Source organism: Mesorhizobium sp. M0772, assembly GCF_040320135.1.
Lineage (GTDB): Bacteria > Pseudomonadota > Alphaproteobacteria > Rhizobiales > Rhizobiaceae > Mesorhizobium.
In genome coordinates this window covers 21,720-46,095 of the sequence record NZ_JAMYPB010000008.1, presented here as the reverse complement: position 1 = coordinate 46,095, position 24,376 = coordinate 21,720, and the positions used below count along the sequence as shown (strand labels likewise).

The 24,376-nt window shown below is 64.0% G+C and carries 18 protein-coding genes; 10 read left to right on the top strand and 8 right to left on the bottom strand.

Annotated elements, in window-relative coordinates:
- Window positions 1–41 precede the first annotated feature (41 nt).
- Entirely contained in the window at window positions 42–314 is a 273-nt protein-coding gene (locus tag NKI06_RS07570; RefSeq protein ID WP_023668649.1) for an usg protein, read from the bottom strand.
- A gap of 304 nt (window positions 315–618) precedes the next feature.
- Between NKI06_RS07570 and acs the strand changes: the two genes are divergently transcribed.
- Together acs and NKI06_RS07560 are read left to right on the top strand one after the other, a co-directional pair.
- Window positions 619–2,574, top strand: coding sequence for an acetate--CoA ligase (acs, locus tag NKI06_RS07565; RefSeq protein WP_352984699.1), 1,956 nt, complete (start codon window positions 619–621; stop codon window positions 2,572–2,574).
- A gap of 9 nt (window positions 2,575–2,583) precedes the next feature.
- The gene (locus NKI06_RS07560) at window positions 2,584–3,321 is read left to right on the top strand and encodes an MOSC domain-containing protein (protein ID WP_023726118.1); all 738 of its coding nucleotides are present in this window, start codon (window positions 2,584–2,586) and stop codon (window positions 3,319–3,321) included.
- A gap of 66 nt (window positions 3,322–3,387) precedes the next feature.
- Here NKI06_RS07560 and NKI06_RS07555 read toward each other — a convergent pair whose 3' ends face one another.
- Window positions 3,388–4,656, bottom strand: a complete 1,269-nt coding sequence (locus NKI06_RS07555; protein WP_023700202.1) for a class I SAM-dependent methyltransferase — start codon at window positions 4,654–4,656, stop codon at window positions 3,388–3,390.
- A 387-nt stretch (window positions 4,657–5,043) separates the two neighbouring features.
- Window positions 5,044–5,913: a transglutaminase-like domain-containing protein gene (locus tag NKI06_RS07550; protein ID WP_023693194.1), complete on the bottom strand. Its 870-nt coding sequence runs from the start codon at window positions 5,911–5,913 to the stop codon at window positions 5,044–5,046.
- Window positions 5,914–6,093: 180 nt separating this feature from the next.
- Here NKI06_RS07550 and NKI06_RS07545 point away from each other — a divergent pair, with 180 nt between their 5' ends.
- Complete coding sequence (locus NKI06_RS07545; RefSeq protein ID WP_023684076.1) at window positions 6,094–6,759, top strand: HAD-IA family hydrolase; 666 nt, start codon at window positions 6,094–6,096, stop codon at window positions 6,757–6,759.
- Window positions 6,760–6,869: 110 nt separating this feature from the next.
- Here the strand turns inward: NKI06_RS07545 and NKI06_RS07540 are convergent, their stop codons facing one another.
- Complete coding sequence (locus tag NKI06_RS07540) at window positions 6,870–7,076, bottom strand: DUF1674 domain-containing protein (protein WP_023688862.1); 207 nt, start codon at window positions 7,074–7,076, stop codon at window positions 6,870–6,872.
- Window positions 7,077–7,181: 105 nt separating this feature from the next.
- Here NKI06_RS07540 and htpX point away from each other — a divergent pair, with 105 nt between their 5' ends.
- On the top strand, window positions 7,182–8,207 hold the full coding sequence (gene htpX, locus NKI06_RS07535; protein WP_023755504.1) for a zinc metalloprotease HtpX: 1,026 nt from the start codon (window positions 7,182–7,184) through the stop codon (window positions 8,205–8,207).
- Window positions 8,198–9,583, top strand: a complete 1,386-nt coding sequence (locus NKI06_RS07530) for an RsmB/NOP family class I SAM-dependent RNA methyltransferase (protein WP_502900581.1) — start codon at window positions 8,198–8,200, stop codon at window positions 9,581–9,583. Before htpX ends, NKI06_RS07530 begins: the two co-directional genes overlap by 10 nt.
- A gap of 19 nt (window positions 9,584–9,602) precedes the next feature.
- On the opposite strand, the gene NKI06_RS07525 is transcribed toward NKI06_RS07530, so the two are convergent.
- Window positions 9,603–10,460 (bottom strand): phytanoyl-CoA dioxygenase family protein, encoded by an 858-nt coding sequence (locus NKI06_RS07525; protein ID WP_502900580.1) that lies wholly within the window; start codon window positions 10,458–10,460, stop codon window positions 9,603–9,605.
- Between the two features lie 159 nt (window positions 10,461–10,619).
- Here NKI06_RS07525 and NKI06_RS07520 point away from each other — a divergent pair, with 159 nt between their 5' ends.
- The 3 genes from NKI06_RS07520 (at window position 10,620) to purH (ending at window position 15,141) form a co-directional block, all read left to right on the top strand.
- Window positions 10,620–11,549, top strand: coding sequence for a helix-turn-helix transcriptional regulator (locus NKI06_RS07520; protein WP_502900579.1), 930 nt, complete (start codon window positions 10,620–10,622; stop codon window positions 11,547–11,549).
- 144 nt (window positions 11,550–11,693) lie between these two features.
- Entirely contained in the window at window positions 11,694–13,418 is a 1,725-nt protein-coding gene (locus NKI06_RS07515; protein WP_352984691.1) for a heparinase II/III family protein, read from the top strand.
- A 106-nt stretch (window positions 13,419–13,524) separates the two neighbouring features.
- Window positions 13,525–15,141: a bifunctional phosphoribosylaminoimidazolecarboxamide formyltransferase/IMP cyclohydrolase gene (purH, locus tag NKI06_RS07510; RefSeq protein ID WP_352984689.1), complete on the top strand. Its 1,617-nt coding sequence runs from the start codon at window positions 13,525–13,527 to the stop codon at window positions 15,139–15,141.
- A gap of 44 nt (window positions 15,142–15,185) precedes the next feature.
- Here the strand turns inward: purH and NKI06_RS07505 are convergent, their stop codons facing one another.
- Window positions 15,186–16,565, bottom strand: coding sequence for an MFS transporter (locus NKI06_RS07505; RefSeq protein WP_352984687.1), 1,380 nt, complete (start codon window positions 16,563–16,565; stop codon window positions 15,186–15,188).
- Window positions 16,566–16,829: 264 nt separating this feature from the next.
- Window positions 16,830–21,620, bottom strand: a complete 4,791-nt coding sequence (locus NKI06_RS07500) for an NAD-glutamate dehydrogenase (RefSeq protein WP_352984685.1) — start codon at window positions 21,618–21,620, stop codon at window positions 16,830–16,832.
- Between the two features lie 131 nt (window positions 21,621–21,751).
- Here NKI06_RS07500 and NKI06_RS07495 point away from each other — a divergent pair, with 131 nt between their 5' ends.
- Window positions 21,752–22,315 carry a peroxidase-related enzyme gene (locus NKI06_RS07495; RefSeq protein WP_023681420.1) on the top strand — a complete coding sequence of 188 codons (564 nt, stop codon included), beginning with the start codon at window positions 21,752–21,754 and terminating at the stop codon, window positions 22,313–22,315.
- A gap of 26 nt (window positions 22,316–22,341) precedes the next feature.
- Here NKI06_RS07495 and NKI06_RS07490 read toward each other — a convergent pair whose 3' ends face one another.
- Window positions 22,342–22,953: a LysE family translocator gene (locus NKI06_RS07490; RefSeq protein WP_352984683.1), complete on the bottom strand. Its 612-nt coding sequence runs from the start codon at window positions 22,951–22,953 to the stop codon at window positions 22,342–22,344.
- A 141-nt stretch (window positions 22,954–23,094) separates the two neighbouring features.
- Between NKI06_RS07490 and NKI06_RS07485 the strand changes: the two genes are divergently transcribed.
- On the top strand, window positions 23,095–24,129 hold the full coding sequence (locus NKI06_RS07485; protein WP_352984681.1) for an L-idonate 5-dehydrogenase: 1,035 nt from the start codon (window positions 23,095–23,097) through the stop codon (window positions 24,127–24,129).
- The last annotated feature ends 247 nt before the right edge of the window (window positions 24,130–24,376 follow it).

The window sequence follows — 24,376 nt, the reverse complement described above, 5'->3', positions numbered from 1 at the left end:
CCAATCTCCCCCCTCGCGGGGGAGATCAGCTATACTGCCGCTCAGTGCAGCACGAACTCCCCATCCACCTTCCGCCATTCGTTCGGCGCGATCAGCTTCTGGTGCGTGTAGCTGATCGAATGCAGCGGCCCGTCGAGCCTGGCCTTCCAGAACTCGATGAACTTGATCAGCACCGGAAACTTCGGCGCCAGATCGTAATCCTGCCAGATGAAGCTCTGCAGCAGATGCGGGTGGTCGGGAAAATGGTACAGAATCTTGGCCGTGGTCAGGCCATACCCCTTGAGCATCAGGTCCATTTCGGAATGATCGCGCATGACAGCCCCTTGGCCTAGTGATTCTCCATTCCTCCCAACACCGAATTGTGCGCGCCGTTCCTTAACTGTCTATGATTTTCCTGATCCCAGTCGGGTTTTATGCACGAAAACATGCAGTTAGCAGCGACCGCCGCCGAGTGCTGATACAACCGAAACGGGAGCTGCGGCATCCCGCCACGCGAATCCAACGTCTAATGTTGCCGTCAGCGCGGAACTGTTAATAATGCCGCCGAATTCGCGGCTGCGTCGCCGTGATCCTGGCTGTCGTCAAGCCGGCGGGGTGGTTTGGGAGGAAAGTGAAGACATGTCCGAGGTGAAGATCCACCGCGTCCAGCCGGCGTGGAAGAAGAACGCGCTGATCGACAACGACACCTACCTCAAATGGTATGCCGACAGCGTGAAGAATCCGGACAAGTTCTGGGGCAAGCACGGCAAGCGCATCGACTGGTTCAAGCCGTTCAGCAAGGTCAAGAACACCTCCTTCGAGGGCAAGGTCTCGATCAAATGGTTCGAGGACGGCGAAACCAACGTCTCCTACAACTGCATCGACCGCCATTTGAAGAAGCGCGGCAACCAGACCGCCATCATCTGGGAGGGCGACAATCCCTACGACGACAAGAAGGTCACCTACAACGAACTTTACGAGCATGTCTGCCGGCTCGCCAATGTGATGAAGAAGCACGGCGTCAGGAAGGGCGACCGCGTCACCATCTACATGCCGATGATCCCGGAAGCCGCCTACGCGATGCTGGCTTGCACCCGCATCGGCGCCATTCACTCGATCGTCTTCGGCGGCTTTTCACCGGACGCCTTGGCCGGCCGCATCGATGACTGCAAGTCGACCTTCGTCATCACGGCCGACGAGGGCTTGCGCGGCGGCAAGCCGATCCCGCTGAAGGAAAACACCGACAGAGCGATCGAAATCGCCGCCAAGGCCGGCACCAAGGTCGAAAAAGTGGTCGTCGTTCGCCGCACCGGCGGCAAGACCGGCTGGGTCCAGGGACGCGACATCTGGTACCATGACGAGATCGCCACGGTGAAAGGCGACTGCAAGCCGGAGAAGATGAAGGCCGAGGATCCGCTGTTCATCCTCTATACCTCAGGCTCGACCGGCAAGCCGAAGGGCGTGCTGCACACCACCGCCGGCTATCTCGTCTATGTCTCGATGACCCACCAATATGTCTTCGACTACCATGATGGCGATATCTACTGGTGCACCGCCGATGTCGGTTGGGTCACCGGCCACAGCTATATCGTCTATGGCCCGCTCGCCAACGGCGCCACCACGCTGATGTTCGAGGGCGTGCCGAACTACCCCTCGCAGTCGCGCTTCTGGGAAGTCATCGACAAGCACAAGGTCAACATCTTCTACACTGCGCCGACGGCACTGCGCGCGCTGATGGGCGCCGGCGACGAACCGGTGAAGAAGACCTCGCGCAAGTCGCTGCGCGTGCTGGGCTCGGTCGGCGAACCGATCAATCCGGAAGCATGGGAGTGGTATTTCAACGTCGTCGGCAACGGCAAGGTGCCGATCGTCGACACCTGGTGGCAGACCGAGACCGGCGGCATCCTGATCACGCCGCTGCCCGGCGCCACCGACCTCAAGGCCGGTTCGGCGACGCGGCCCTTCTTCGGCATCAAACCGCAACTGGTCGACGGCGAAGGCAAGGTGCTGGAAGGGGCGGCCGACGGCAATCTCTGCATCGCCGATTCCTGGCCCGGCCAGATGCGCACGGTCTATGGCGATCACGACCGCTTCGTGCAGACCTATTTCTCCACCTACAAGGGCAAATACTTCACCGGAGACGGCTGTCGCCGCGACGCCGACGGCTATTACTGGATCACCGGCCGCGTCGACGACGTCATCAACGTTTCCGGCCACCGCATGGGAACGGCCGAGGTCGAATCGGCGCTCGTCAGCCACGAGAAAGTGTCGGAAGCAGCTGTCGTCGGCTATCCCCACGACATCAAGGGCCAGGGCATCTACAGCTACGTTACCTTGATGAAAGGCGTGGAGCCGAGCGAGGAACTGCGCAAGGAGCTCGTGGCCCATGTCCGCAAGGAGATCGGCGCCATCGCCTCGCCCGACAAGCTGCAGTTCGCGCCCGGACTGCCGAAAACCCGCTCCGGCAAGATCATGCGCCGTATCCTGCGCAAGATCGCCGAGGACGATTTTTCCGCGCTCGGCGATACCTCGACACTGGCCGATCCGGCCGTGGTCGATGATCTGATCGCCAACCGCCAGAACAAGAAGGGCTGAGGGGATTTGATGGCTGCACTGGGCGCAGTCACGGAGCTCTGGCGTTACCCTGCAAGTTCGCTTGCCGGCGAACGCCAGGACGCCATTTCGGTCGGCCTTGAAACCATCGACGGCGACCGGCTGTTCGGCCTTGTCGATGTCTCGGACAATGAGATCGCGCGGCCCGACCGCGACGCCAAGTGGCACAAGGTGCCGCGCATCCGCACCCGGCTGAGCAAGGACCGCAAGCTGGAGATCGCCGTTCCCGACGGCGACTGGCTGGTAGCGCCGGGCGCTGAATGCGACAGCGCCGTCTCGACCTATCTCGGCTTCGCCGCCTCGATCCGGCCGTTCAGCCAGGACAACGCTCCCGGCTACACCGGCCCGCTGACCGCGGCGCGCTACCGCAAAGCGCCGATCCATCTCTTGACCACCGCATCGCTGGCCCGGCTCAAGGCGCTGCACCCCGAAGGCATTCCCGATCCGCGCCGCTTCCGCCCCAACATCGTCGTCGACATGGCGGCGGTCGAAGGCTCGTTTCCCGAGACCGAATGGATTGGCCGCAAGCTTGCCATCGGCGACCTGCTGGTGACCGTCTCGGAGCCGTGCCGCCGCTGCGGCTTCACCATCATCAGCCAGGACGGCTTTGACCACGATCCCGGCATCCTGCGCAATCTGGTCCGCCACAACGCGCATAATCTTGGCGTCTATTGCACTGTGGACAGGCCTGCCCGTGTCGAGATCGGCGCGCCGATGCGGTTCGTGTAGGCCTCTACCGCGAGGCAGCGAATCGCAGACCTTGGAAAGCGTGGGGTTCGGCCCCGAATCCTATCCCTACCGATACAGATCCGCCCGTGTCGGCGGCAGCCCGCTCGGGCCGCGTGCGCGTTTGGTGACGACGGTCTGAAAAATCTGCGCCGAGGCGCGCTCGAAGGTGATCGAGCAGCCGGTGAGATAAAGCAGCCACAGCCGTGCCTTGGCCTCGCCGACTTCGGCGACCGCCTCGTCGAAGCGAGCCTGCAGCCGCTCGGCCCACAGCCGGCAGGTGCGCGCATAGTGCTCGCGCAGATTCTCGACGTCGTAGACCAGGAAGCCATGCGCCTCCAGATTGCCCAGCGTCATGCCGATCGTGTCGAGTTCGCCGCCTGGGAAAATGTATTTGAGCAGCGCCTTGAACTCCGGCCCCTTGCGCAAGGTTTTCTTCAAGTCGCCCTTGCTGCGCCTGGTGATGGCGTGGTGCAGATAGATGCCGCCGGGCTTCAGCAAGCGATGGATGGTCTTGAAATAGGTGGCGTGGTTGGCGAGCCCGAGATGCTCGAACATGCCGATCGACGATATCTTGTCGAAGGAGCCTTTGAGCTCCGCATAGGATTTGATCTCGATGGTGATGCGGTCCTGCAGCCCTTCGGCGCGGATGCGCTCGCGGGCGAGATCGGTCTGCGCCTGCGACAGCGACACGCCATGGCCGACGACGCCGTAATTTTTGGCCGCATGGATCAGTATGGCGCCCCAGCCGCAGCCGATGTCGAGCAGCTTTTCGCCCGATTTCAGCCTGAGCTTGCGGCAGATATGGTCGAGCTTGTCGGCCTGCGCTTGGTCGATGCCATTGGCGAAATCCGTAAAGTAGCCGCAGCTGTAGACCATGCGCTCGTCGAGGAAGAGCCGGTAAAAGGCATTCGAAATGTCGTAGTGATGCTGGATCGCCTCCTGGCTCGACCCGCTGACATAGGGGTTGCGACCCGACAGATCGGTGCGTGCACTCATCTGCTTGCGTGACAGGAGCACCGCCGGCAGGTCGCGCAGGATCGCCAGCTTCGGCAGTGACTTGAGCTTGGTCCTGAGCTTGCCTTGCGACGGCAGTGCGTAGAAATCGAAAATCGTCCCGTCTTCGATGTCTATCGTCTTGGAAATCCACATCTCGATCAGCGTCGACAACGATGGCCGCTTCACCACCTGCCAGACGATGTCCTGGTCGTTGATGGTGAGCACGGGCCCGGTGGCGGGACCGATCCGCTCGCCGGTCCACAGCTTGACCGCAAAACCCGGCTTCAGCGTTTCGATCACCGTTCGCACGATGCGCGCGGCCTTCTCGGCTGCCTCCATGGCCATCCTCCCGAGTCCTGACAATCCACCTTGCATGGATTTTGCCCGCCCTCGCGGCTCTTCGCAACCCGGCGCAAAAGGCGGCTCGCCAGCTATTTCAACTCGGCATCTTGTTTTTTGCTGCAACGCACCCCATCATCTGTACGTGTTCAACAAATCGAAAGGAGGTGATCCGATGTCGAGTGATTTCGTTTTCCAGAACGTGGCCTCAGCGGATTGCACTTTCGGGAAGCAGTCTTCCCGTTAAGGCGCGATAAGCGCGGCGGGTGACCTCGGTCGCCGCCATTGGCCGCGCCACGGACGGAAACACGGAAGGCCGCCGGCTTCGTCAAGAAGCGGCGGCCTTTTCCATTTCCGGATTGTGTGTCGAAGCGAATCAGAATCCGGTCACGCCAGCATCCGCGCACTGACGGTCTTGTCGACGCCGTGATAGGGCGGGTTGAACAGATTGCCTTCCTGCTCATAGGTCCAGACCTTGAACAGCGAGAGCTGATGCGGGCCGAAGCTGTGCAGCAGCGGGACATCCGTGGCATCACGACCGCGCGCGATGACGACGCGGCCTATCCTCGGACGATTATGACGGGGGTCGAACGTGTACCATTTGCCGTCGAGGAACACTTCCATCCAGGCCGAAAAATCCATCGGCGCCGGGTCGGCCGGCACGCCGATGTCGCCGAGATAGCCGTTCACATAGCGGGCCGGGATGTTCATGCAGCGGCAGAGCGTGATCGCCAGATGGGCGAAGTCGCGGCATACACCAACCTGCTCCTCATGCGCTTGGGCTGCGGTGCGCGTCGACCGCGCATAGCCATAGCCGAAGGACAGCCGGTTGTGGACATAGTCGACGATCGCCTGCACCCGCGCCCAGCCGGAGGGAACATGGCCGAAAAGCTGCCAGGCCAGACTGCTCAGATGATCGGTCTCGCAATAGCGGCTGCCGAGGAGGTAGCCGAGCACATCGTCCGGCAGTTCCGCCACCGGCACTTCCCTGGCCAGCGTGTTGACCGCGTCAGGCTCCCCGCTGTCCTCGACGGCTGCGTCATAGAGAATGCGGAAACTGCCGGCGGGTGCGGTGAAGCGGCGGCAGGTATTGCCGAACAGATCGTGATAGACCTTGCTCGGCACTGAAGGCGACGTCAGCACGCGTGTCTGCCGTTTGATGTCGGCCTGACGATCCCTGTGGATATCAAGCAGCGAGATGACCGGCGTGGCGCCGACGCATTCAATGGCGATTTCGTAGCCGAGCCGGATCAGCACAATGATTGCCCCTTCGATCCCGTGGAAAACAGTATGCTCAAAACGCCAGAGGCGGGACCATGGTTCCCTGGAACTATCGAAAAGGCTCTCCCGCGGCTTCCCAGGCAGGCGTGGCGACGTTACGGTCGCATGACATGTTTCGACCCTCCCGAAACGATCCCTAACCCCGTGGAAAATCTGATGTTTGCAGGCAGAAAATTCGCCGCGTTCCTGTTCGATATGGATGGCACGGTGCTCAATTCGATCGCTTCGGCCGAGCGCGTCTGGGCGGCGTGGGCGCTTAAGCACGGTCTCGACGTCGAAGCCTTCCTGCCGACGATCCATGGCGTGCGGGCGGTCGAGACCATCACCAGGCTGGCGCTTCCCGGCGTCGACCCGGTGCATGAGGCGTTTGTGCTGTTGCAGGCCGAGTCGGACGATGTCGAAGGCGTGCTGCCGATCGCCGGCGCCGTGCCGTTCCTCAACGCTTTGCCGCCAGAGCGCTGGGCGATCGTCACCTCGGCGCCGCGCCCGTTGGCGCTGCTGCGCATGCGGGCCGCCGGCATCCCGGTTCCCGCCTTGGTGGTCGCGGCCGAGGATGTGTCGCACGGCAAGCCGGCGCCCGACTGTTTCCTGCTGGCGGCAAAACGGCTCGGCGTCGATATCGGCGACTGTCTGGTCTTCGAGGACGCACCGGCCGGTATCGCGGCGGCGGAAGCAGCGGGCGCGTCGGTGATGGTGATCAGCGCCACTCACCAGCATCCAATGACGACTCAGCACAACTCGATTGGCGGCTACGAAACCGTCTCCATCGCGATCGATGACAGCGGCTGGATGACGCTGGGGGCACAGCGCAGCGCGGCCTGAGGAACTGGAGGACTGGAGGACTGGAGGACTGGAGGACTGGAGGACTGCTATGCGCCTTTTTCTTCAACTCTTCAGTTCACCAGTTCCCCAGTTCTTCCGTTCCTGAACCCCTAGAAATCGCTAGCCAGTCCCTTCACTTCCCAGTCGCCGTAGCGGCCGGGTTCCTTGCCGCCGCGGCCGCCGATTTCCTTCGGCAACGCAGCTTCCTTCTGGCGATACGCTTCACGGCGCGCCTCGGCTTCAGCCAGCGCCCGGCTGGCCGCCGGCGTCAGGTCCTTCTCCCGGTCGGCATCAGCTTTGCTGGGTTGGTCGGTCATGCGATAGTCCGGGCGGATTGAAACGAAGGGCGGCGTTTCCCATCATATAGCCATGAGTTCACCCCGATCGACCTTTTTTTGCCACGGCCGCACAGGGAGCAGATGATGAGCACGCTACGCACCACCATGCTCCTGGCCGCGATGACGGCGCTGTTCATGGGCGTCGGTTTTCTGATCGGCGGCACCGGCGGCATGATGATCGCCTTCCTGGTCGCCGCGGGCACCAATCTGTTCAGCTACTGGAATGCCGACAAGATGGTGCTGTCGATGAACCACGCCGTCGAGGTCAACGCGAAGAACGCGCCCGAATTCCACGCCATCGTCGAGGCGTTGGCCAAGCAGGCCGGCCTGCCGATGCCCAAGACTTATCTGATCGACAATCCGCAGCCGAACGCCTTCGCCACCGGCCGCAATCCCGAGAACGCCGCGGTCGCGGCCTCGACCGGGCTGCTGGAGCGCCTGTCGCATGAGGAGGTGGCGGCAGTCATGGCGCATGAGCTGGCCCACATCCAGCATCGAGACACGCTGACTATGACCATTGTCGCGACACTCGCCGGCGCCATCTCGATGCTCGGCAATTTCGCCTTCTTCTTCGGCGGCAGCCGCGACAACAACAACCCGTTCGGCTTTGTCGGCGTGCTGGTGGCGATGCTGGTCGCGCCCTTCGCCGCCATGATCGTGCAGATGGCGGTCAGCCGCACCCGCGAATACGAAGCCGACCGGCGCGGCGCCGAAATCGTTGGAAATCCGCTTTGGCTGGCATCAGCGCTTGACAAGATCGCCCGCGGCGCCGAACGCATCCGCAACCCGGATGCCGAACGCAATCCCGCGACCGCGCATCTCTTCATCATCAATCCCCTTCACGGCGAGCGAATGGACAGCCTGTTTTCGACCCACCCGAACACCGACAACCGCATCGCCGCGCTGCAGGCGATGGCGCGCGACATGGCAGGCCGCCAGCCGGCGCCGCGCCAGGCGCCGACGCCAGAGCAAACAGAAGAATTCCCGGCCGATGTCGAGCAAGGCCCGTGGGGCAAGGCAGCACAACCCACGCCGCCGACCAAACCGGCCAAGCCGAAAGCCAATCCGTGGGGCCGCAACCCGACCGGACCCAAAGGTCCGTGGTCGTGAGCGGCGCCAGACCCCGGCCCGCACATTCAGGCGTTCGCGAAAACAGCTCGGACGAATTCGTCGCCGGCCTCGCCGCGCGCAAGGCCGCGGCGCGGCTCCTGGCCGCCGTTATCGACGCCAAGACGCCGCTCGACGGGCTGACGGACCACGAGAACGGCCATCCGCAATACAAGGTGCTCGACTTGCGCGACCGCGGCCTGGTGCGCGCCATACTGGTAACCGCGCTGCGCTACCGCATGACCATTGCCGGGCTCCTCGCCCGCCGCCTTGAAAAGCCGCTGCCGCCCAACGCCACAGCTTTGTCGCACATCCTGCATGTTGCGGCGGCGCAGATCCTGTTCCTCGACATCCCCGACAGCGCCGCCGTCGATTTGGCTGTGACCCACGCCAAGTCGGACCCACGCACGCAGCGCTTTTCCGGCCTCGTTAACGGCGTGCTGCGCACTTTGGTGCGGGCCAAGGAGACCGAACTGCCGGCAGCTTTTGCCGCCACCGACGAGGCGCCAAAATGGTTCTCCGACCGGCTGAAGGCCGCCTATGGCGCCGAGATGACCAGACAGATCCTGGCGGCGCATCGCGTTGAGGCGCCGGTCGATTTCACGGTCAAGGCGGATCCCGAACTGTGGGCCGAAAAGCTCGGCGGCATCGTGCTGCCGACCGGCACGGTGCGAGTGGAAAAGCTCAACGCCTCCGTCACCGAACTGCCGGGCTTCAGCGAAGGCGCATGGTGGGTCCAGGACGCCGCCGCCAGTTTTCCGGCGCGGCTGTTCGGCGATGTCAAAGGATTACGCGTCGCCGACCTCTGCGCCGCCCCCGGCGGCAAGACCGCTCAGCTGATCCTTGCCGGCGCCAAAGTCACCGCCGTGGACACCTCGAAGAACCGGCTGGCGCGGCTGACGCAGAACCTCGAACGGCTCGGGCTGTCCGCCGAGATCGTGCAGGCCGATCTGCTGAAATACCAGCCGGCGGAGCTTTTCGACGCCGTCCTGCTCGACGCGCCCTGCTCTTCCACAGGCACGGTTCGGCGCCACCCCGACGTGCCATGGACCAAGACGGCAGCCGACGTCGAAAAGCTAGCCGATCTGCAAGCAAAGCTGCTCCCCCGCGCCGTCACTTTGGTCAAACCGGGCGGTCGGATTGTTTTTTCCAACTGTTCGCTGGACCCGATCGAAGGCGAGGATCTGTATCGCGTCTTTCTGGCCGGCAACAAAACCGTCGCCGACGATCCACTGCAGCCCGGCGAAATCGCCGGCATCGACGCCTTCCTGACCCCGCAAGGCACGCTGCGCACCACACCCGCCGATCTTGACCGTGGTTCGCCAGGGGTTTCCGGCCTGGACGGCTTCTTTGCCGCCCGCATGCGACGTCTGGCCTGACTCCGACGCGACGACATGCCTAAAGCATGTCGTCCAAGGACCAGTGCTTCCCCCACCTTGCATCGATCTCATCATCGACATTCTGGTAGCGGATATCGGTGGAGAGCCGGATACGCCCCTCCGCACTCTGGTTGGTTGTCGAGGCGTGGATCATGTAGGGCGAGTGGAGGACGACATCGCCGGCCTCGAAATCCGCGATCAGCCAGCGTGTATCGAACCGCTCCGCCATGTCGGGCAGGTCCTTCGACACCCAGCCGCCCTCGCTCATGTTCCGGTTGTAGGCGCTGATGCGCTCCTGCGGGCTCAGCCCGGCATTGTCCCTGGCGAACCGGGCCTCCATGTCGAGGCCGATGGCGTGCGATCCCTCGAGATAGACCAGGCCGCCCATGTCGACGGGAACGTCGCCGATCGGGATCCAGGCAGTGACGATGCGGCTGGTGCCGCCGCGCAGATAGACGAGGTCGTAATGCGCCGGCGTCGCCACAGTGGTGCCCGGTTGGGTGAAACGCATGATCTTGCGCTTGTGCAAATAGGACAGCCCGCCGACGAACGCATCCATCAGCCGGGCCATCAGGGGCTGTGCGCAGAACCCTTCATAGGCGGTGGAGCGAACCAGCGCCATCAACCGGCGATCGGCGAACTGACGGTCGAACGTGCCGGCGGCCGCCGCCAGGCCAAGCGCGGGATCGGACCCGGGCTGCAGCAAGCCGGTGTCGGCCAGATACGAAAACACCCAGCCGCGAAAACCAATGACGTCGCGGCGCGGCAGCATACCTTTCAGCCAGACATAGCCTTGCTCGGCAAGGAGGCCGCGAATGGCATCGATGCCGACCCCGGCGTCGGTTGGCACGAGGCGACCCAACCGGTTCGGCGCCATCGATAATGTCTTGCCGTTGGCGTTCAGATCGATTGACGCAACAGGACTCCGTCGTTGCATGCCACCTGTTGAGCTTGACATTTCAGCCACCTGCGATTTTTCATCCTTAGCTGGAAATGCCATACTTTTCGCACGCTCGCCCATGGACAGAACGAAGCCATGGACTTTTCGCTCATGAACGATCTCTCTTACGCACTCTACAGATCCGCACCGGCCGCGGCCGGCGGCCTGTCGGTTACAGGGATTGGTCGGCATCGCGTCACGCAGGCGATCCAAGCGCGCAAATTGCCGGAATTCGCCGTGGTGCTGATTGAGAACGGTCAAGGCTGGCTTGAAACCAGGACAGCCGGCATGCAGACGATCCGAGCGCCGGCCCTGTTCTGGCTGCTTCCCGGGAGGATGCATTCCTACGGGCCGGATGCATCGGGATGGCTCGAACGCTGGGCGCTCTTCGACGGCGCCTTGATACGCGATTTCACCCGGCTGCGGCTGATCGCCGAGGACGCCCCTGTCGTCCCCTTGCGCGACCTCGGCAAAATGCAGCGGCTGTTCGACAGGCTGCATGGTGAGCTGTCGCTCGATACGATGCTGAGCCAGGCAGAAGCCGCCGCCACGATGCATCGCATCGTCGTGCGTGCTGCCCGCCAGGCAATGGATTGGAACAACCGTCAACGAAACCCCAGCCTCCAGGATGCCGCCGACATGCAGCCCATCATCGACGAATTGCGCCGCTGCGCGTGCGACTCGGTGGATCTCGATGCCTTCGCCGCGAAATTCTCGATGTCGCCGGCAACCTTGCGGCGCAGATTTGCGCGGGCAGCCGGCATGTCGCCCAAGGCCTTCCAACTGCGCACGAGGCTCGACCGCGCCAAACAGATGCTGGCCGCCTCCGATTCGCCCATCGAGTCCATTGCGGCCGCCGTCGGCATCCACGACGCCTTCTATTTCTCCCGTCTGTTTCGCGACCGCGAAAACTGTCGCCCAGCGAATTTCGGTCTCGCCACAACCGCAAGTGAGTACCGGATTGCCAGGCTTAACCCCGCGGAGCGCTTGACTTTTTTCGGGGCGGGTCGGTGGCCGGCAGCGTGAGGCGCTTCATGTCGGCGGAATTCGACTTCGCATAAGTTCTTGAATCATATAAGCTTGTGCTGGGGTACCGGAACATGATGCCGAAAAGTGTGACGCGGTTTTCGGGCGACAGCATGCTCTATCTCCAGGCGACGAGGAGGGGTTTTGGCACTGGCTGCCGGCAGCACGACACGTCTGTGGACGCTTGTCGCTAAGGAGTTTTGGCGCAAGACGCGCCGGCGCCTTCGCGCGGGGCCAGTCTATCGCTGGCGCTATTCCGGGCGCACGCCCGAACGCGTCCTGATTGCACCGCCCGACCTCAGGCTCGCCGATCCGCAGATCGCGCTCGAGATTTATTATGGCCGCTATCCGCTGTCGGGACATCTGGTCGAGACCGGCGGCAAGTCACCATTCCAGATCGACGTCGCCAACCGCGGCTGGGTGAAGACGCTGCACGGTTTCCGTTGGCTGCGCCATATGCGCGCCGCCGGCACCGAGCTGGCCGCCGCCAATGCACGCGCGCTTGTCTCCGACTGGATCGCCATGCATGGCAACCAGATTTCCGGCATAGCCTGGGAGCCCGGCACCACCGCCAAGCGAGTCATTGCCTGGTTGCAACACTCCTCGGTTGTCCTACAAGGGGCCGAATTTCCGTTCTATCGCGCCTTCCTGAAATCGCTCGCCGTGCAGATCCGCTATCTCCGCTCGATGGCGCGCGAAATGCCGGACGGCAAGGACAGGCTGCGCGCTCGCATCGCGCTTGCCTTCGCCGCGCTGTCGCTGCCGGCGCCGGCCTCGGCACTGCGCGGCGCCACCCGCAACCTGGCGGAAGAACTCGACCGCCAGATCCTTCCCGATGGCGGCCATATTTCGCGCAACCCGATGGCGGTGCTCGAATTGCTCGCCGATCTCCTGCCGCTGCGCCAGACCTATGCCAATCAGGCAGAAACGCCACCGGCCGCCCTGATGGGCGCCATCGACCGCATGCTGCCGGCGCTGCGCTTCTTCCGCCATCAGGATGGCAGCCTCGCCCGCTTCAATGGCATGGGCGCCACCATCCACGACCGCATTGCCACCATCTTGCGCCACGACGACACCGCCGGCGCGCCGCTGCTGCACGCGCCGCATTCCGGCTATGAGCGGCTGTGTATGGGCGGCGTTACGGTAATTGCCGATACCGGCCCGTCGCCGGCCGTCGATGTGTCCAACGCCGCGCATGCCGGGTGCCTGGCCTTCGAACTCTCGTCCGGTCGCCAGCATTTTATCGTCAATGCCGGCATCGACACCTATGGCGCCGCCGAGTTCCGGCCGCTGGCCCGTGCCACCGCGGCGCATTCGACCGCCACCATCAACGACACCTCGTCGGCGCGGTTTTCCCATTCGCTGCGCGTCAACGACCTGCTCGGCTCACCCTTGCTCGGCGGCCCGCAGCATGTGCCTTGCAAGCGCATCGACCAGAAGGGCACGCAAGGCTTCATCGCCCGCCATGACGGCTATATGCAGCGCTTTGGCTTCCTGCATGAGCGCGAGCTGAAACTGTCGAGCGAGGGCAATGTGCTCGCCGGCAGGGATCGCTTCCTCCGCCCGGGCGGTGCGGCGATCCGCAACAATGGCCGCGACTTCGTCGTGGTGCGCTTCCACATCCACCCTGATATCAACCTTTTGCAGGACGAGCATGACCGCCTGGTGCTGACCGCCGACCAGGCCGACACCTGGGTGTTCACCTGCACCGAAGTGGTGCCGGAGGTCGAGGAATCGATCTATTTCGCCGGCCTTGGCGGCCCGCGCCGCAGCCGCCAGATCGTGCTCGCCTTCAAGGCCTCGGAGATCGCCGAAGTGCATTGGCAGCTCACGCGCACCGGCATCGCCGGCTATCCCGAGCACAGCTGAGCGTCGTTGCCGGCGCCGGCTTGATCGAGCTTCCGGCTTGATTTCCTGATGTCATGTGCTACGGCCCGGCAACGCTCTCCAATCAGCCCTGAAAGGCCGCCAGCCCATGGCCGTCGCCGCCAAGAACATTCCGGCACCCGACCTCCTTCCGGTCCGCCGCGCCCTGCTTTCCGTCTTCGACAAGACCGGCCTGATCGACTTCGCCAAAGGGCTGGTCGCGGCCGGCGTCGAGCTGGTCTCGACCGGAGGCACGGCAAAGGCGATCGCCGAGGCGGGGCTGGCGGTGCGTGACGTCTCGGAACTGACCGGCTTTCCCGAGATCATGGACGGCCGCGTCAAGACGCTGCACCCGTCGGTGCACGGCGCGCTGCTCGGCGTGCGCGACGATCCCGAACACGCCAAGGCGATGCACGATCACGGTATCGAGCCGATCGATCTGCTCGTCTCCAATCTCTACCCGTTCGAGGAGGTCCGCCGCTCCGGCGCCGACTATGCCGCTGTTGTCGAGAACATCGACATTGGCGGCCCGGCGATGATCCGCGCCTCGGCCAAGAACCATGCCTATGTCGCCATCGTCACCGATCCCGGCGATTATGCCTCGGTGCTGAACGCGCTGGAGATGAACATCGGCTCGCTGTCGCTGGATTTCCGCCAGAAGCTGGCGGCAAAGGCCTTTGCCCGCACCGCCAGCTACGACGCGGCGATCTCCGGCTGGTTCGCCGAAACGCTGGAGATCGAGCATCCGACCTGGCGCGCCTTCGGCGGCCGGCTGGAGAGCGTCATGCGCTATGGCGAGAACCCGCATCAGAGCGCCGGCTTCTACGTCAATGGCGACAAGCGGCCGGGCGTCGCCACGGCCCGCCAGCTGCAGGGGAAGCAGCTGTCCTACAACAACATCAATGACACCGACGCCGCCTTCGAGCTGGTTGGCGAGTTCGACCCCAACCGCTGCGCCGCCGTTGCCATCATCAAGCACGCCAACCCGTGCGGCGTCGCCGAGGGCGCTTCGCTGTCGGCTGCCTATGCCAGGGCGCTGGCCTGCGACCCGGTCTCGGCCTTCGGCGGTATCATCGCCATGAACCGCATCCTTGATGCCGAAGCGGCTCAGGAGATCGTAAAAACCTTCACCGAGGTGATCATCGCGCCGGACGCGTCGGAGGACGCTGTCCGCATCATCGCCGCCAAAAAGAATTTGCGACTGCTGGTCACCGGCGGTCTGCCCGATCCGCACGCCGGCGGCATCACTGTGAAATCCGTCGCTGGCGGCATGCTCGTCCAAGGCCGCGACAACGCGGTGGTCGACGATTTCGAACTGAAGGTGGTGACCAGGCGCGCGCCGACGGCGGCCGAGATGGCCGACCTCAAATTCGCTTTCCGCATCGCCAAGCACGTCAAGTCGAACGCCATCGTCTACGCCAAGGACGGCGCCACGGTCGGCATCGGCGCCGGCCAGATGAGCCGCGTCGATTCCTCGCGCATCGCCGCACGCAAGGCGCTCGACGCGGCGGAAGCAGCTGGCCTCGCGGAGCCGTTGACCAAGGGCTCGGTGGTCGCCTCCGACGCTTTCTTCCCTTTCGCCGACGGGCTCATATCCGCGATCGAAGCCGGCGCCACGGCGGTGATCCAGCCCGGCGGCTCGATGCGCGACGACGACGTTATCGCCGCTGCCGACGCGCATGGCATCGCCATGGTGTTTACCGGCGTGAGGCATTTCAGGCATTGAGCGCCTCTGCCTTTTCCCACAAGGGGAGAAGGAAAAGTGCGGCGCTATTCCACCGGCTGATCCGCCGGGTACGGCGTCCAGATCAATATCGCGATCCCAACGCCCAGGAACAGCACGATGGCCGCCATGCCGAGCCGCGCCGAGCCGCTGGCGAGCGTGATCGACGCCACCATGAACGGCGCCAGGAAACTCGTGGCCCTTCCGGCCAGCGCATAGATGCCGAAATAGCGGCCGGATTCGGCTGCGGTCACGCTGCGCGCCATGTAGGAGCGTGACGACGCCTGCACCGGTCCGAACGCCAGCCCGATCAACAGGCCATAGAAAATGTAGGCCTTTTCCGCCGCCGTGCCGAACAGGCCGCCACTATCGGCTCCCGGCATCATCCAGGCGCCGAACAGCGTGTAGCCTGGCCCGGTCGAAACGATGCCGATGGTGGCGATGCTGAGCAGGACGAGCGAAATCATCACGATGGTCTTGGAGCCAAGCGCGGTGTCCAGCCATGCGGCAACCAGGCAGCCGACGATGGCGACGACGTTGAGAATAATGCCGAACATGCCGATCTCGGTGATCGACCAGTGGAACATCGCTGCCGCAAATGTGCCGCCCAAAGCGAGCAGCGCATTGACGCCGTCCTGATAAATCATGCGGGCGACAAGGAAGCGGAAGATGCCTTTGCGCCGGCGCACTTCAGTCAGCGTCGACTTCAGTTCCGACAGCCCCTCGCGCACCGCCGGCCCGACCGGAATGCCCTTGATGGCGTCTGGCGTGAAGAAGAACATCGGCAGGATGAACAGGAAATACCAGCCGGCCGACAGCGGCCCGGTGGCGCGCGCGTCCTCGCCGAGTTTCGGGTCGAGCCCAAAGAGCGGGTCGATGCCGATGATCGTCTTGCCGGTCTCCGGCGAACCCGCCAGACAGGCGACGACAAAGATCAGCGCGATCATGCCGCCGAGATAACCAAGTCCCCAGGCAATGTTGGAGACGTGGCCGATCTCGCTCTTCGGCACCAGGCGCGGCATCATCGAATCGTTGAACACGGTCGAGAATTCCGCCGCGACCGAAGCGAGAGAAAAGAACAGCACCACCAGGAAAAGGTTCGAGCCGGGAGCGGCGAACCATAGCAGGCAAAGGCTGATGATCTTGATCGAGGCGAAGAACGCAATCCACGGCTTGCGCGGCCCGGTCTGGTCGGCAATCGAGCCGAGGATGGGAGACAGCACGGCAATGACCAGGCCCGCAACAGCGATGCCGTAGCCCCAGGCCGCCTGGCCTGAGACCGGATCGCTCGCCATGCGCGAGACGAAATAAGGCCCGAAGATGAAGGTGGTGACAACGGTGAAAAACGGCTGCGCCGCCCAGTCGAAGAACATCCATCCCCAGATGCCGCGCCCGGATGCCCGCTGCACTGTTTCTACCGCCGCCATCATGATTCCCCCGGGACACCGCGCTTGTCGGACGCCATGTCTGCATGTTTCGAATGCTCATGCAAACCGCCAAAGATTCGCGCTGCCCCTCACCTGGATGTCGCCGCTGTCTACCTGCATAGAGACGCGAAGAAAGGCGCCGCGCCTCTACCTCCCCCTTGTGGGGACGTCGGACCGAAGGTCCGGGTGGGGGTCGGTGCCGCACCCCCACCCCGCTGCTTCGCAGCGACCCTCCCCACAAGGGGGAGGGTAAAGTCCCGAGCCTCACATCCCCGTCAGATCGCTCATCAACCCCGAAGCCACCGACAGCCTGGACACGGTGATATCCCCGCCTTCGGTCAGCGCCTGCAGCCGCTCGCGAATGCGCGCCACGCGCTCGCCGCCGGCTTCCAGCCAGGCCGCCACAGGATCCGCCGTCCCGGCATGGCCGGCGAGAGCCGCCACCGCGATGCCGCGCCGCGCCGCGCCGATCGTGTCGGTGGCGCGCGACAGCGCCAGCTGGTCGTAATAGTCCGACGGCGTGATAGAACGCGCCGCCTCTTCGACGCGCGGAATGCGGAAGGCATCGCTGACGGCGAAGAACGCCTTGGCCGAGGCGACGACGTCGGCATTGGCCGTGCGCGCCGTCAGTGCGATGTCGGGGATCAGTCCCGCCACATCGGCCATTGCCAGCTGCCCGGCGAGCTTTTCCGGGGCGCCGGCCTTGAAGAGGCCGTGCCGCCGCTCTTCGACCCGCTCGCGCGAGAAGGCCGGTAGCAGCGAGAGCAGCTTCGGCTCCAGCGCCATGCGCGCCTCTTGCAGTTCGGCAATGCGCTGGCCGAGCGCTGCGGTGCCGGCATCGTTCTTCAGATACCAGCCGCTGGTCACGAAGATGAGCCGGCTGACGGACTGGTAGAGATCGAGCTGCGCCTGGCCGTCGATGTGGCTGTCCAGCGCATCGATCTCCCGATAGAGCGCCGGCAACGCGAAGCCGTCGCGCACCACGGCGAAGGTGCGCACCACGTCGGCCGCGCTGCGCCCCGTGGCTTCCTGCAGCCGGTTGACGAATGACGGTCCGCCGCGATTGACGAGATCGTTGGCGACGACGCGGGCGATGATTTCGCGGCGCAGCCGGTGGCCATGGATCTCGGCCGCATATTTCTTCGCCATCCGGTCAGGGAAATAGCCCATCAGATCGCGGTCGAAATGCGCGTCGTCAGGCACGTCGCTTGCGACGATGTCGGAAAACAGCACGATCTTGGCATAGGCGAGCAGCACGCCAAGCTCCGCCCGGGTCAGCGGCTCGCCACGCGCCTCGCGCTCGGCAAGGGCGGCCGGCGACGGCAGCGTCTCGACAGCGCGGTCGAGCAGGCCCCGAGCCTCCAGCGCCGCCATGAACCGGCTCTGGTGCGCGATGTCGGCAAGGCCGCGCTTGCGGGCGATGGAAAGCGCCAGCGTCTGTTCGTAATTGTTGGACAGCACGAGGACGGCGACCTCGTCGGTCATCTCGGCCAGCAGCTTGTTGCGCGCCGGCCGGGTCAGCGATCCCTTGCGCATGGCGGACGCCAGCGCGATCTTGATGTTGACCTCGACGTCGGAGCAGTTGACGCCGCCGGAATTGTCGATGGCATCGGAGTTGCAGCGACCGCCATTCATGCCGAATTCGATGCGGGCACGCTGCGTGACGCCGAGATTGGCGCCCTCGCCGATCACTTTCGCCCGCAAATCGAGCGCGGTGATGCGGATGGCGTCATTGGCGCGGTCGCCGACTTCGGCATTGGTTTCGCCCGAGGCCCGTAAATACGTGCCGATGCCGCCGAACCACAGAAGGTCGACGTTCGCCTTGAGGATGGCGGTCATGATCTCGGCCGGTGTCGCGGTGGTCTTGGCGAGGCCAATCGCCGCCGCCGCTGCCGCAGGCAGCGTGATCGACTTCTGGCTGCGCGAGACGATGACGCCGCCTTCCGACAGTTTGGTCTTGTCATAGTCCTGCCAGGACGAACGCGGCAGCGCGAACATGCGCTCGCGCTCGGCCATCGACGCCACCCTGTCTGGATCGGGATCGATGAAGATGTCGCGATGGTCGAAGGCGGCGATCAGCCTGGTCTGCGGCGACAGCAGCATGCCGTTGCCGAACACGTCGCCCGACATGTCGCCGACGCCGACGACGGTGAAGGGGGTGGCCTGGATGTCGCGGTTGATCTCGCGGAAATGCCGCTTGACCGCTTCCCAGGCGCCTTTGGCGGTGATGCCCATCTTCTTGTGGTCGTAACCGGCCGAGCCGCCGCTGGCGAAGGCGTCGTCGAGCCAGAAGCCGTGGCTTTCGCTGATGGCGTTGGCGGTGTCGGAAAAGGTCGCCGTGCCCTTGTCGGCGGCGACGACGAAATAGGGATCGTCGGGGTCGCGCCTGACAACGCCGGCCGGCGGGATGACACCGTCCAGCCCGATATTGTCGGTAATCGACAACAGGCTGGAAACGAAATTCTTGTAGGCCGAGGTGCCGGCCTCGAAGATGGCGTCGCGGACGGCGCTCATCGGCAGCTTCTTCGGATAGAAGCCGCCCTTGGCGCCGACCGGCACTATGACGGCGTTCTTGACCTGCTGCGCCTTGACCAGGCCGAGCACCTCGGTGCGGTAATCCTGGGCGCGGTCCGACCAGCGCAGGCCGCCGCGCGCAACCGGGCCGAAGCGCAGATGCACGCCCTCGACCTCGGACCCATAGACGAAGATCTCGCGCCACGGCCGCGGCGCCGGCAGGCCATCGACCGCCTGCGAGTCCAGCTTGATCGCCAGTGACTGGCCCCGCGCCTTCGTTCCCGCAACGAAATGATTGGTGCGCAACGAGGCTTCGATCAGGTTGAGATAGCGGCGGATGATGGTGTCGTCATCGATGTTAGGGACTTCCTCCAGCGCGTCCTTGATCTTGGCCTTGAGGTGCTTGGCGGCGACGACGCCTTCCGTCTCGGCGGTCGGGCCGAGACGAGCGACGAACAGTGCATGCAGGCCGCGCGCAATGTCGGGATAGCGGTTGAGCGCGGCCGCGATGAAATCCTGGCTCTGCGGGATACCGGCTTGCTGCAGGTAGCGGCCATAGGCGCGCAGAATGCTGACTTCGCCCGACCACAGGCCGGCGGTCTGGGCAAGCCCGTTATAGCTGTCATTGTCGATGTCGCCGCGCCAGACCGACAGGAACGCGTCCTCGAACAGCGCGCCGCCATCGCTGAGGTCGATCGGCTTGCCGTAGCTGTTCTCCAACTCCATGTCGTGGACGAAGACGGTGTCGCCGCCGTCCTCGCCAACTTCGAAGGTGCGCTCGCTGATGACGCGGAAGCCGATGTTTTCCAGCACCGGCACGCGACGCGACAGCGCTACCGGGCTGCCGTGGTGGTAGATCTTCAGCGCTGCCTGATGCGGTTTCTGCTCGGCATGGCGGTAATAGTCGATGGCGATCGGGTTGGCGGTGCTGATGCCGGCGATGCGCCCCGCATCCTTCAGCGCGACGGCCGCGCTGAAGGAATCGCGATAGCTCTCAGGCAGACGCGCGGCGATCGCCTTCAGCGATGGATCGCCGCCGACGGCTTCCGCAGCTTCGGCCAGCGCGTCGTCCCAGGTTCGCACGATGTCGCGGATCGCCGCTTCGATCACCGCCTGCTCGACCTTCGGCGTCTTGCCGCCGGAGCGGCCGATGATGAAATGCACACGCGCCAGCCCGCCCTCGGGGAAAGCCGGATAGTAAGCCGACAAACGGCCTTCGAAGACGGTCTTGAGATAGGTGCCGATCTTCTCGCGCACGACGCTGTCATAGCGGTCGCGCGGCACGAAGACGAGGATCGAGACGAAGCGGTCGAACTGGTCGGCGCGCACCAGCGCCCGCACCCGCGGCCGCTCGACCAGGCCGAGAATGGCCGCGGCGTGCTTCTTCAGGATCGGCACCGGCACCTGGAACAGTTCGTCGCGCGGATAGCTCTCCAGAACGTTGATCAGTGCCTTGCCGGAATGGTCGTGCCGGTCGAAGCCGGACTTGGCGATGATGGTCTCGGCCTTTGACCTCAGATACGGGATTTTCATCACCGAGCGCGTGTAGGCAGTCGAGGTGAACAGGCCGACCATGCGCAACTCGCCGGCAAGCGTGCCCTTGGCGGTGTAGGTTTTGACGCCGATATAATCGAGATAAATGCGGCGGTGCACCAGCGACTTGGCGTTGGCCTTGGTGACGATCAGCGGCTCCGGCCCATGCAGGAAGGCGCGGATTTCGGGCGTCGTCGTCACCGCCTCGGTGCCGCGCCGGAGCACCAGCACATCCGGGTCGGCGAGGATGCCGAGACCGGGCTTGTCGGCGCGCTCCAGATTGCCGCTCTCCGCACCGCCCGAATATTTGAACTCGCGCATGCCGAGGAAAGTGAAGTTGTCGTCGCGCAGCCATTCAAGGAAGGCGATGGCCTCGGCAACGCTCTTCTTTTCGAGCGGCACGGCGGAATAGCGGAATTCGGAAATCGCCTGGTCAAGACGGGCGAGCATCGGCTTCCAGTCGCTGACGGCGGCGCGCACCTGGTTGAGCATCTTGCGCAGGCGGTCGGCCAGCGCGTCGGCCTGCTCCGCCGTCAGGCGCGGAATATGGACATGGACGACGCTCAGCCGGTCGTGATTGCCATCGTCCTTGAGGGCGCTGCCGTCGCCGAGGATCTCGTCGACGCCGGCCTTGCCGTGGCGCACGACGATGACCGGATGGGTGACCAAAGTCGGTTCGCCGGCAGTTTCTGTGATCTCGCCGAGGATCGAATCGAACAGGAACGGCATGTTGTCGTTGACGACGGTGATGATCGTCATCGGGCGGCCCTCGCGGGAGACGCCCGACTCGGCATCGACGGCGACGACGCTTTGACCCTTCTTGTGGGCGGCGACCGCGCGTCCCGCCAGATCGGCGGCGCGCTTGAGGTCGGCGGCGTCATAGGCGGCAATGTCTTCGGCCGGCGCGCGGGCCAGCAGATAGTCGGCGAGCCTGGCCGGCTTCCCGTCGGGTTTCACCCCGGCAGTGGCTGTTTTCTTCGGCTTAGCTGCGGATTTCACGCTCGCCATGTCGTCCTCCCGTCACATGCTTTTACGACTATGGTAGCAGATGACCGCTGTTTGGCGACAAAGGTTTGACGGCTCGATAAGAATTACAGGAATTCGACGGTCAGGCGGCGGTGAACCAGGAGGGAGACCCCATGTCCGGCAAAATCAGCGCACTTGACCTCGGTATCGCGGAACTGAGCGAGGCGACAAAAGCCTATTTCGCCAAATGCGAGGAAAAGCTCGGCCTGGTTCCCAACGTGCTTCTTGCCTATGCCTTCGACGAGAAGAAGCTGCGCGCCTTTACCGACACCTACAATGATCTGATGCTGGGTGAATCCGGCCTGTCGAAGCTGGAACGGGAGATGATCGCGGTCGTCGTTTCCTCGATCAATCACTGCTATTATTGCCTGACCGCGCATGGCGCGGCTGTGCGCCAGCTCTCCGGCGATCCGGCTCTCGGCGAGATGATGGTGATGAACTTCCGCGCTGCCAATCTTTCACCGAAACAGACGGCGATGCTCGAATTCGCCGTCAAGCTGACGGAAGAGCCGGCAAAGATCGTCGAGGCGGACAGGGAAGCACTGCGCAACGCCGGCTTCACCAACCGCGACATCTGGGACATCGCCTCGACCGCCGCCTTCTTCAACATGTCGAACCGCGTGGCGGCGGCCATCGACATGCGGCCGAACGACGAATACCACGCCATGGCGAGGTGAAAGTTTCCTTCTCCTCGTAGGAGAGGTCAACGCGCCGCGATGGCCCCGGCAGCGCCGGCCATCGTCGTGGCGCTGATGCGGTTGGCGATCTTCATGGCGCGCTTGCTTTTGAGCAGCTTGCGCGCCTGTGAGGCCGCGACGACCCAGGCGAGATCGATGGCGATCAGAACCACCGCCATCGTCGCCGTCAGTTCGACCCAGCCGATGACACTCACCGAAGCGAGGTCGATGATCGTCGGCAGCAGCGCCAGATAGAACATCATGATCTTGGGATTGCCGAGCGTCACCGCCATGCCGGCGAAGAAGAGCTTGAGCGACGAATCCTCACGCGGCATCTCGCCTTCCCTGGCCTCGACCGGCGCCGTCCACATCTTCCAGGCGAGGTAAGCGAGGTAGGCGACGCCCACCCATTTCACGACGACGAAGGCGAAATGAAACGTCTGCGCCACGACCGCCAGCCCGAACACCGCCAGCGACAACCAGATGCCCTCGCCGATCCACATGGCAAGCAGGAACGGGAACACGTCGCGAAAGCCCTTCGAGATGACGCGGGCGACAAGGGCTGCGATCGACGGTCCGGGCGAACCGGCGGCGACGAACAAAGCGGCGGCGAAGATCAGGAGCGAGGTGAGGTGCATGACGGAGCCTTCGAGCGTTGGATGGCGAAGAATATCCGATCGGCGTCAATTTGGCACCCCTCTGCCTGATGGGCCAACGAACGCGACACATTTCGGAGATCGGACTTGCCCGTGCCAGCGGTTTGAGAAAGGATCGCGGCCGTGAAATCAATCGTCATCCACGCCGCAAAAGACCTGCGCATCGAAGAGACCGATTCGGGCGCGCCTGGCGCCGGACAGGTCGAAATATCGGTCGAGGCCGGCGGCATCTGCGGCTCGGACCTGCACTACTACAATCATGGCGGCTTCGGCGTGGTGCGCCTGCGCGAGCCGATGATCCTCGGACATGAGGTCGCCGGCACGGTGAAGGTGCTTGGCGCCGGCGTCTCCAGCCTCGCTGTCGGCGACCGCGTCGCGATTTCGCCCAGCCGGCCCTGCAATGCGTGCCGGTACTGCCTGCAGGGCGTGCAGAACCAATGCCTCAACATGCGATTCTACGGCAGCGCCATGCCGATGCCACATATACAGGGCGCCTTCCGCCAGTGCCTCGTCGCCGAGGCCTGGCAGTGCCACAAGATCGCCGACCATGTCTCCATCAACGAAGCCGCCTTTGCCGAGCCGTTCGCGGTAACGCTGCATGCCGTCAACCGCGCCGGCTCGCTGCTCGGCAAGCGGGTCTTGGTCACAGGCAGCGGGCCGATCGGTGCGCTCAGCATCCTTGCCGCACGTGTCCACGGCGCGCGTGAGATCGTCGTCACCGATGTCATGGACGCGGTTCTGGCCAAGGCCAACGAGATCGGCGCCGACCGCACCATCAATATCGCCACAGATGCCGACAAGCTCGCTGGCTACAATGTCGAGAAGGGCAGTTTCGACGTCATGTTCGAATGCTCCGGCAATGAGCGCGCGGTGCGAGCCGGGCTCGATGTGCTGAAGCCGCGCGGGGTGCTCGTGCAGCTCGGCCTAGGCGGCGACATGTCGCTGCCTCAGAATCTCATCGTCGCCAAGGAGATCGAAATGCGCGGCTCCTTCCGTTTCCACGACGAGTTCGCGCTGGCCGTCGATCTGATCAACAACCGTCGCGTCGACGTTAAGCCGCTGCTGACCGGCATCTATCCAATGGACGAGGCGGTTGCGGCTTTCGAGATCGCCGGCGACCGCAACAAATCGATGAAGGTACAGATCGCCTTCGCCTGAGCAGGGCGAGACACCCTATGAACCTTGCCCGCTCGGCATCTTGCCGCTAGAAGAACCGCCCCAAATTCATTTCGAGCTTCATTTTGCCTCAGTAACCGCCGGTCTCGCCAACTCCCCTGATCACACTTGGCAGGGCGCCGCATTAAGCGGTGCCTGCTCCATTTCACGTGTTCCTCAGGCGGCGGTTCGAGACCGGTTTGGCACTGCTGAACCGTTGTCGCGCGCTTTGCCGCCCGTGACAGCTGAT

What these genes read in the sequence shown, in the direction of transcription:
- NKI06_RS07495 (WP_023681420.1), top strand. Translation starts at nt 21,752, where the DNA reads ATGTCCGGCAAAATCAGCGCACTTGACCTCGGTATCGCGGAACTGAGC.
- NKI06_RS07570 (WP_023668649.1), bottom strand. Translation starts at nt 314, where the DNA reads ATGCGCGATCATTCCGAAATGGACCTGATGCTCAAGGGGTATGGCCTG.
- NKI06_RS07520 (WP_502900579.1), top strand. Translation starts at nt 10,620, where the DNA reads ATGGACTTTTCGCTCATGAACGATCTCTCTTACGCACTCTACAGATCC.
- NKI06_RS07540 (WP_023688862.1), bottom strand. Translation starts at nt 7,076, where the DNA reads ATGACCGACCAACCCAGCAAAGCTGATGCCGACCGGGAGAAGGACCTG.
- NKI06_RS07525 (WP_502900580.1), bottom strand. Translation starts at nt 10,460, where the DNA reads ATGGCGCCGAACCGGTTGGGTCGCCTCGTGCCAACCGACGCCGGGGTC.
- NKI06_RS07560 (WP_023726118.1), top strand. Translation starts at nt 2,584, where the DNA reads ATGGCTGCACTGGGCGCAGTCACGGAGCTCTGGCGTTACCCTGCAAGT.
- NKI06_RS07500 (WP_352984685.1), bottom strand. Translation starts at nt 21,620, where the DNA reads ATGGCGAGCGTGAAATCCGCAGCTAAGCCGAAGAAAACAGCCACTGCC.
- htpX (WP_023755504.1), top strand. Translation starts at nt 7,182, where the DNA reads ATGAGCACGCTACGCACCACCATGCTCCTGGCCGCGATGACGGCGCTG.
- NKI06_RS07490 (WP_352984683.1), bottom strand. Translation starts at nt 22,953, where the DNA reads ATGCACCTCACCTCGCTCCTGATCTTCGCCGCCGCTTTGTTCGTCGCC.
- NKI06_RS07505 (WP_352984687.1), bottom strand. Translation starts at nt 16,565, where the DNA reads ATGGCGGCGGTAGAAACAGTGCAGCGGGCATCCGGGCGCGGCATCTGG.
- acs (WP_352984699.1), top strand. Translation starts at nt 619, where the DNA reads ATGTCCGAGGTGAAGATCCACCGCGTCCAGCCGGCGTGGAAGAAGAAC.
- purH (WP_352984689.1), top strand. Translation starts at nt 13,525, where the DNA reads ATGGCCGTCGCCGCCAAGAACATTCCGGCACCCGACCTCCTTCCGGTC.
- NKI06_RS07555 (WP_023700202.1), bottom strand. Translation starts at nt 4,656, where the DNA reads ATGGAGGCAGCCGAGAAGGCCGCGCGCATCGTGCGAACGGTGATCGAA.
- NKI06_RS07545 (WP_023684076.1), top strand. Translation starts at nt 6,094, where the DNA reads ATGTTTGCAGGCAGAAAATTCGCCGCGTTCCTGTTCGATATGGATGGC.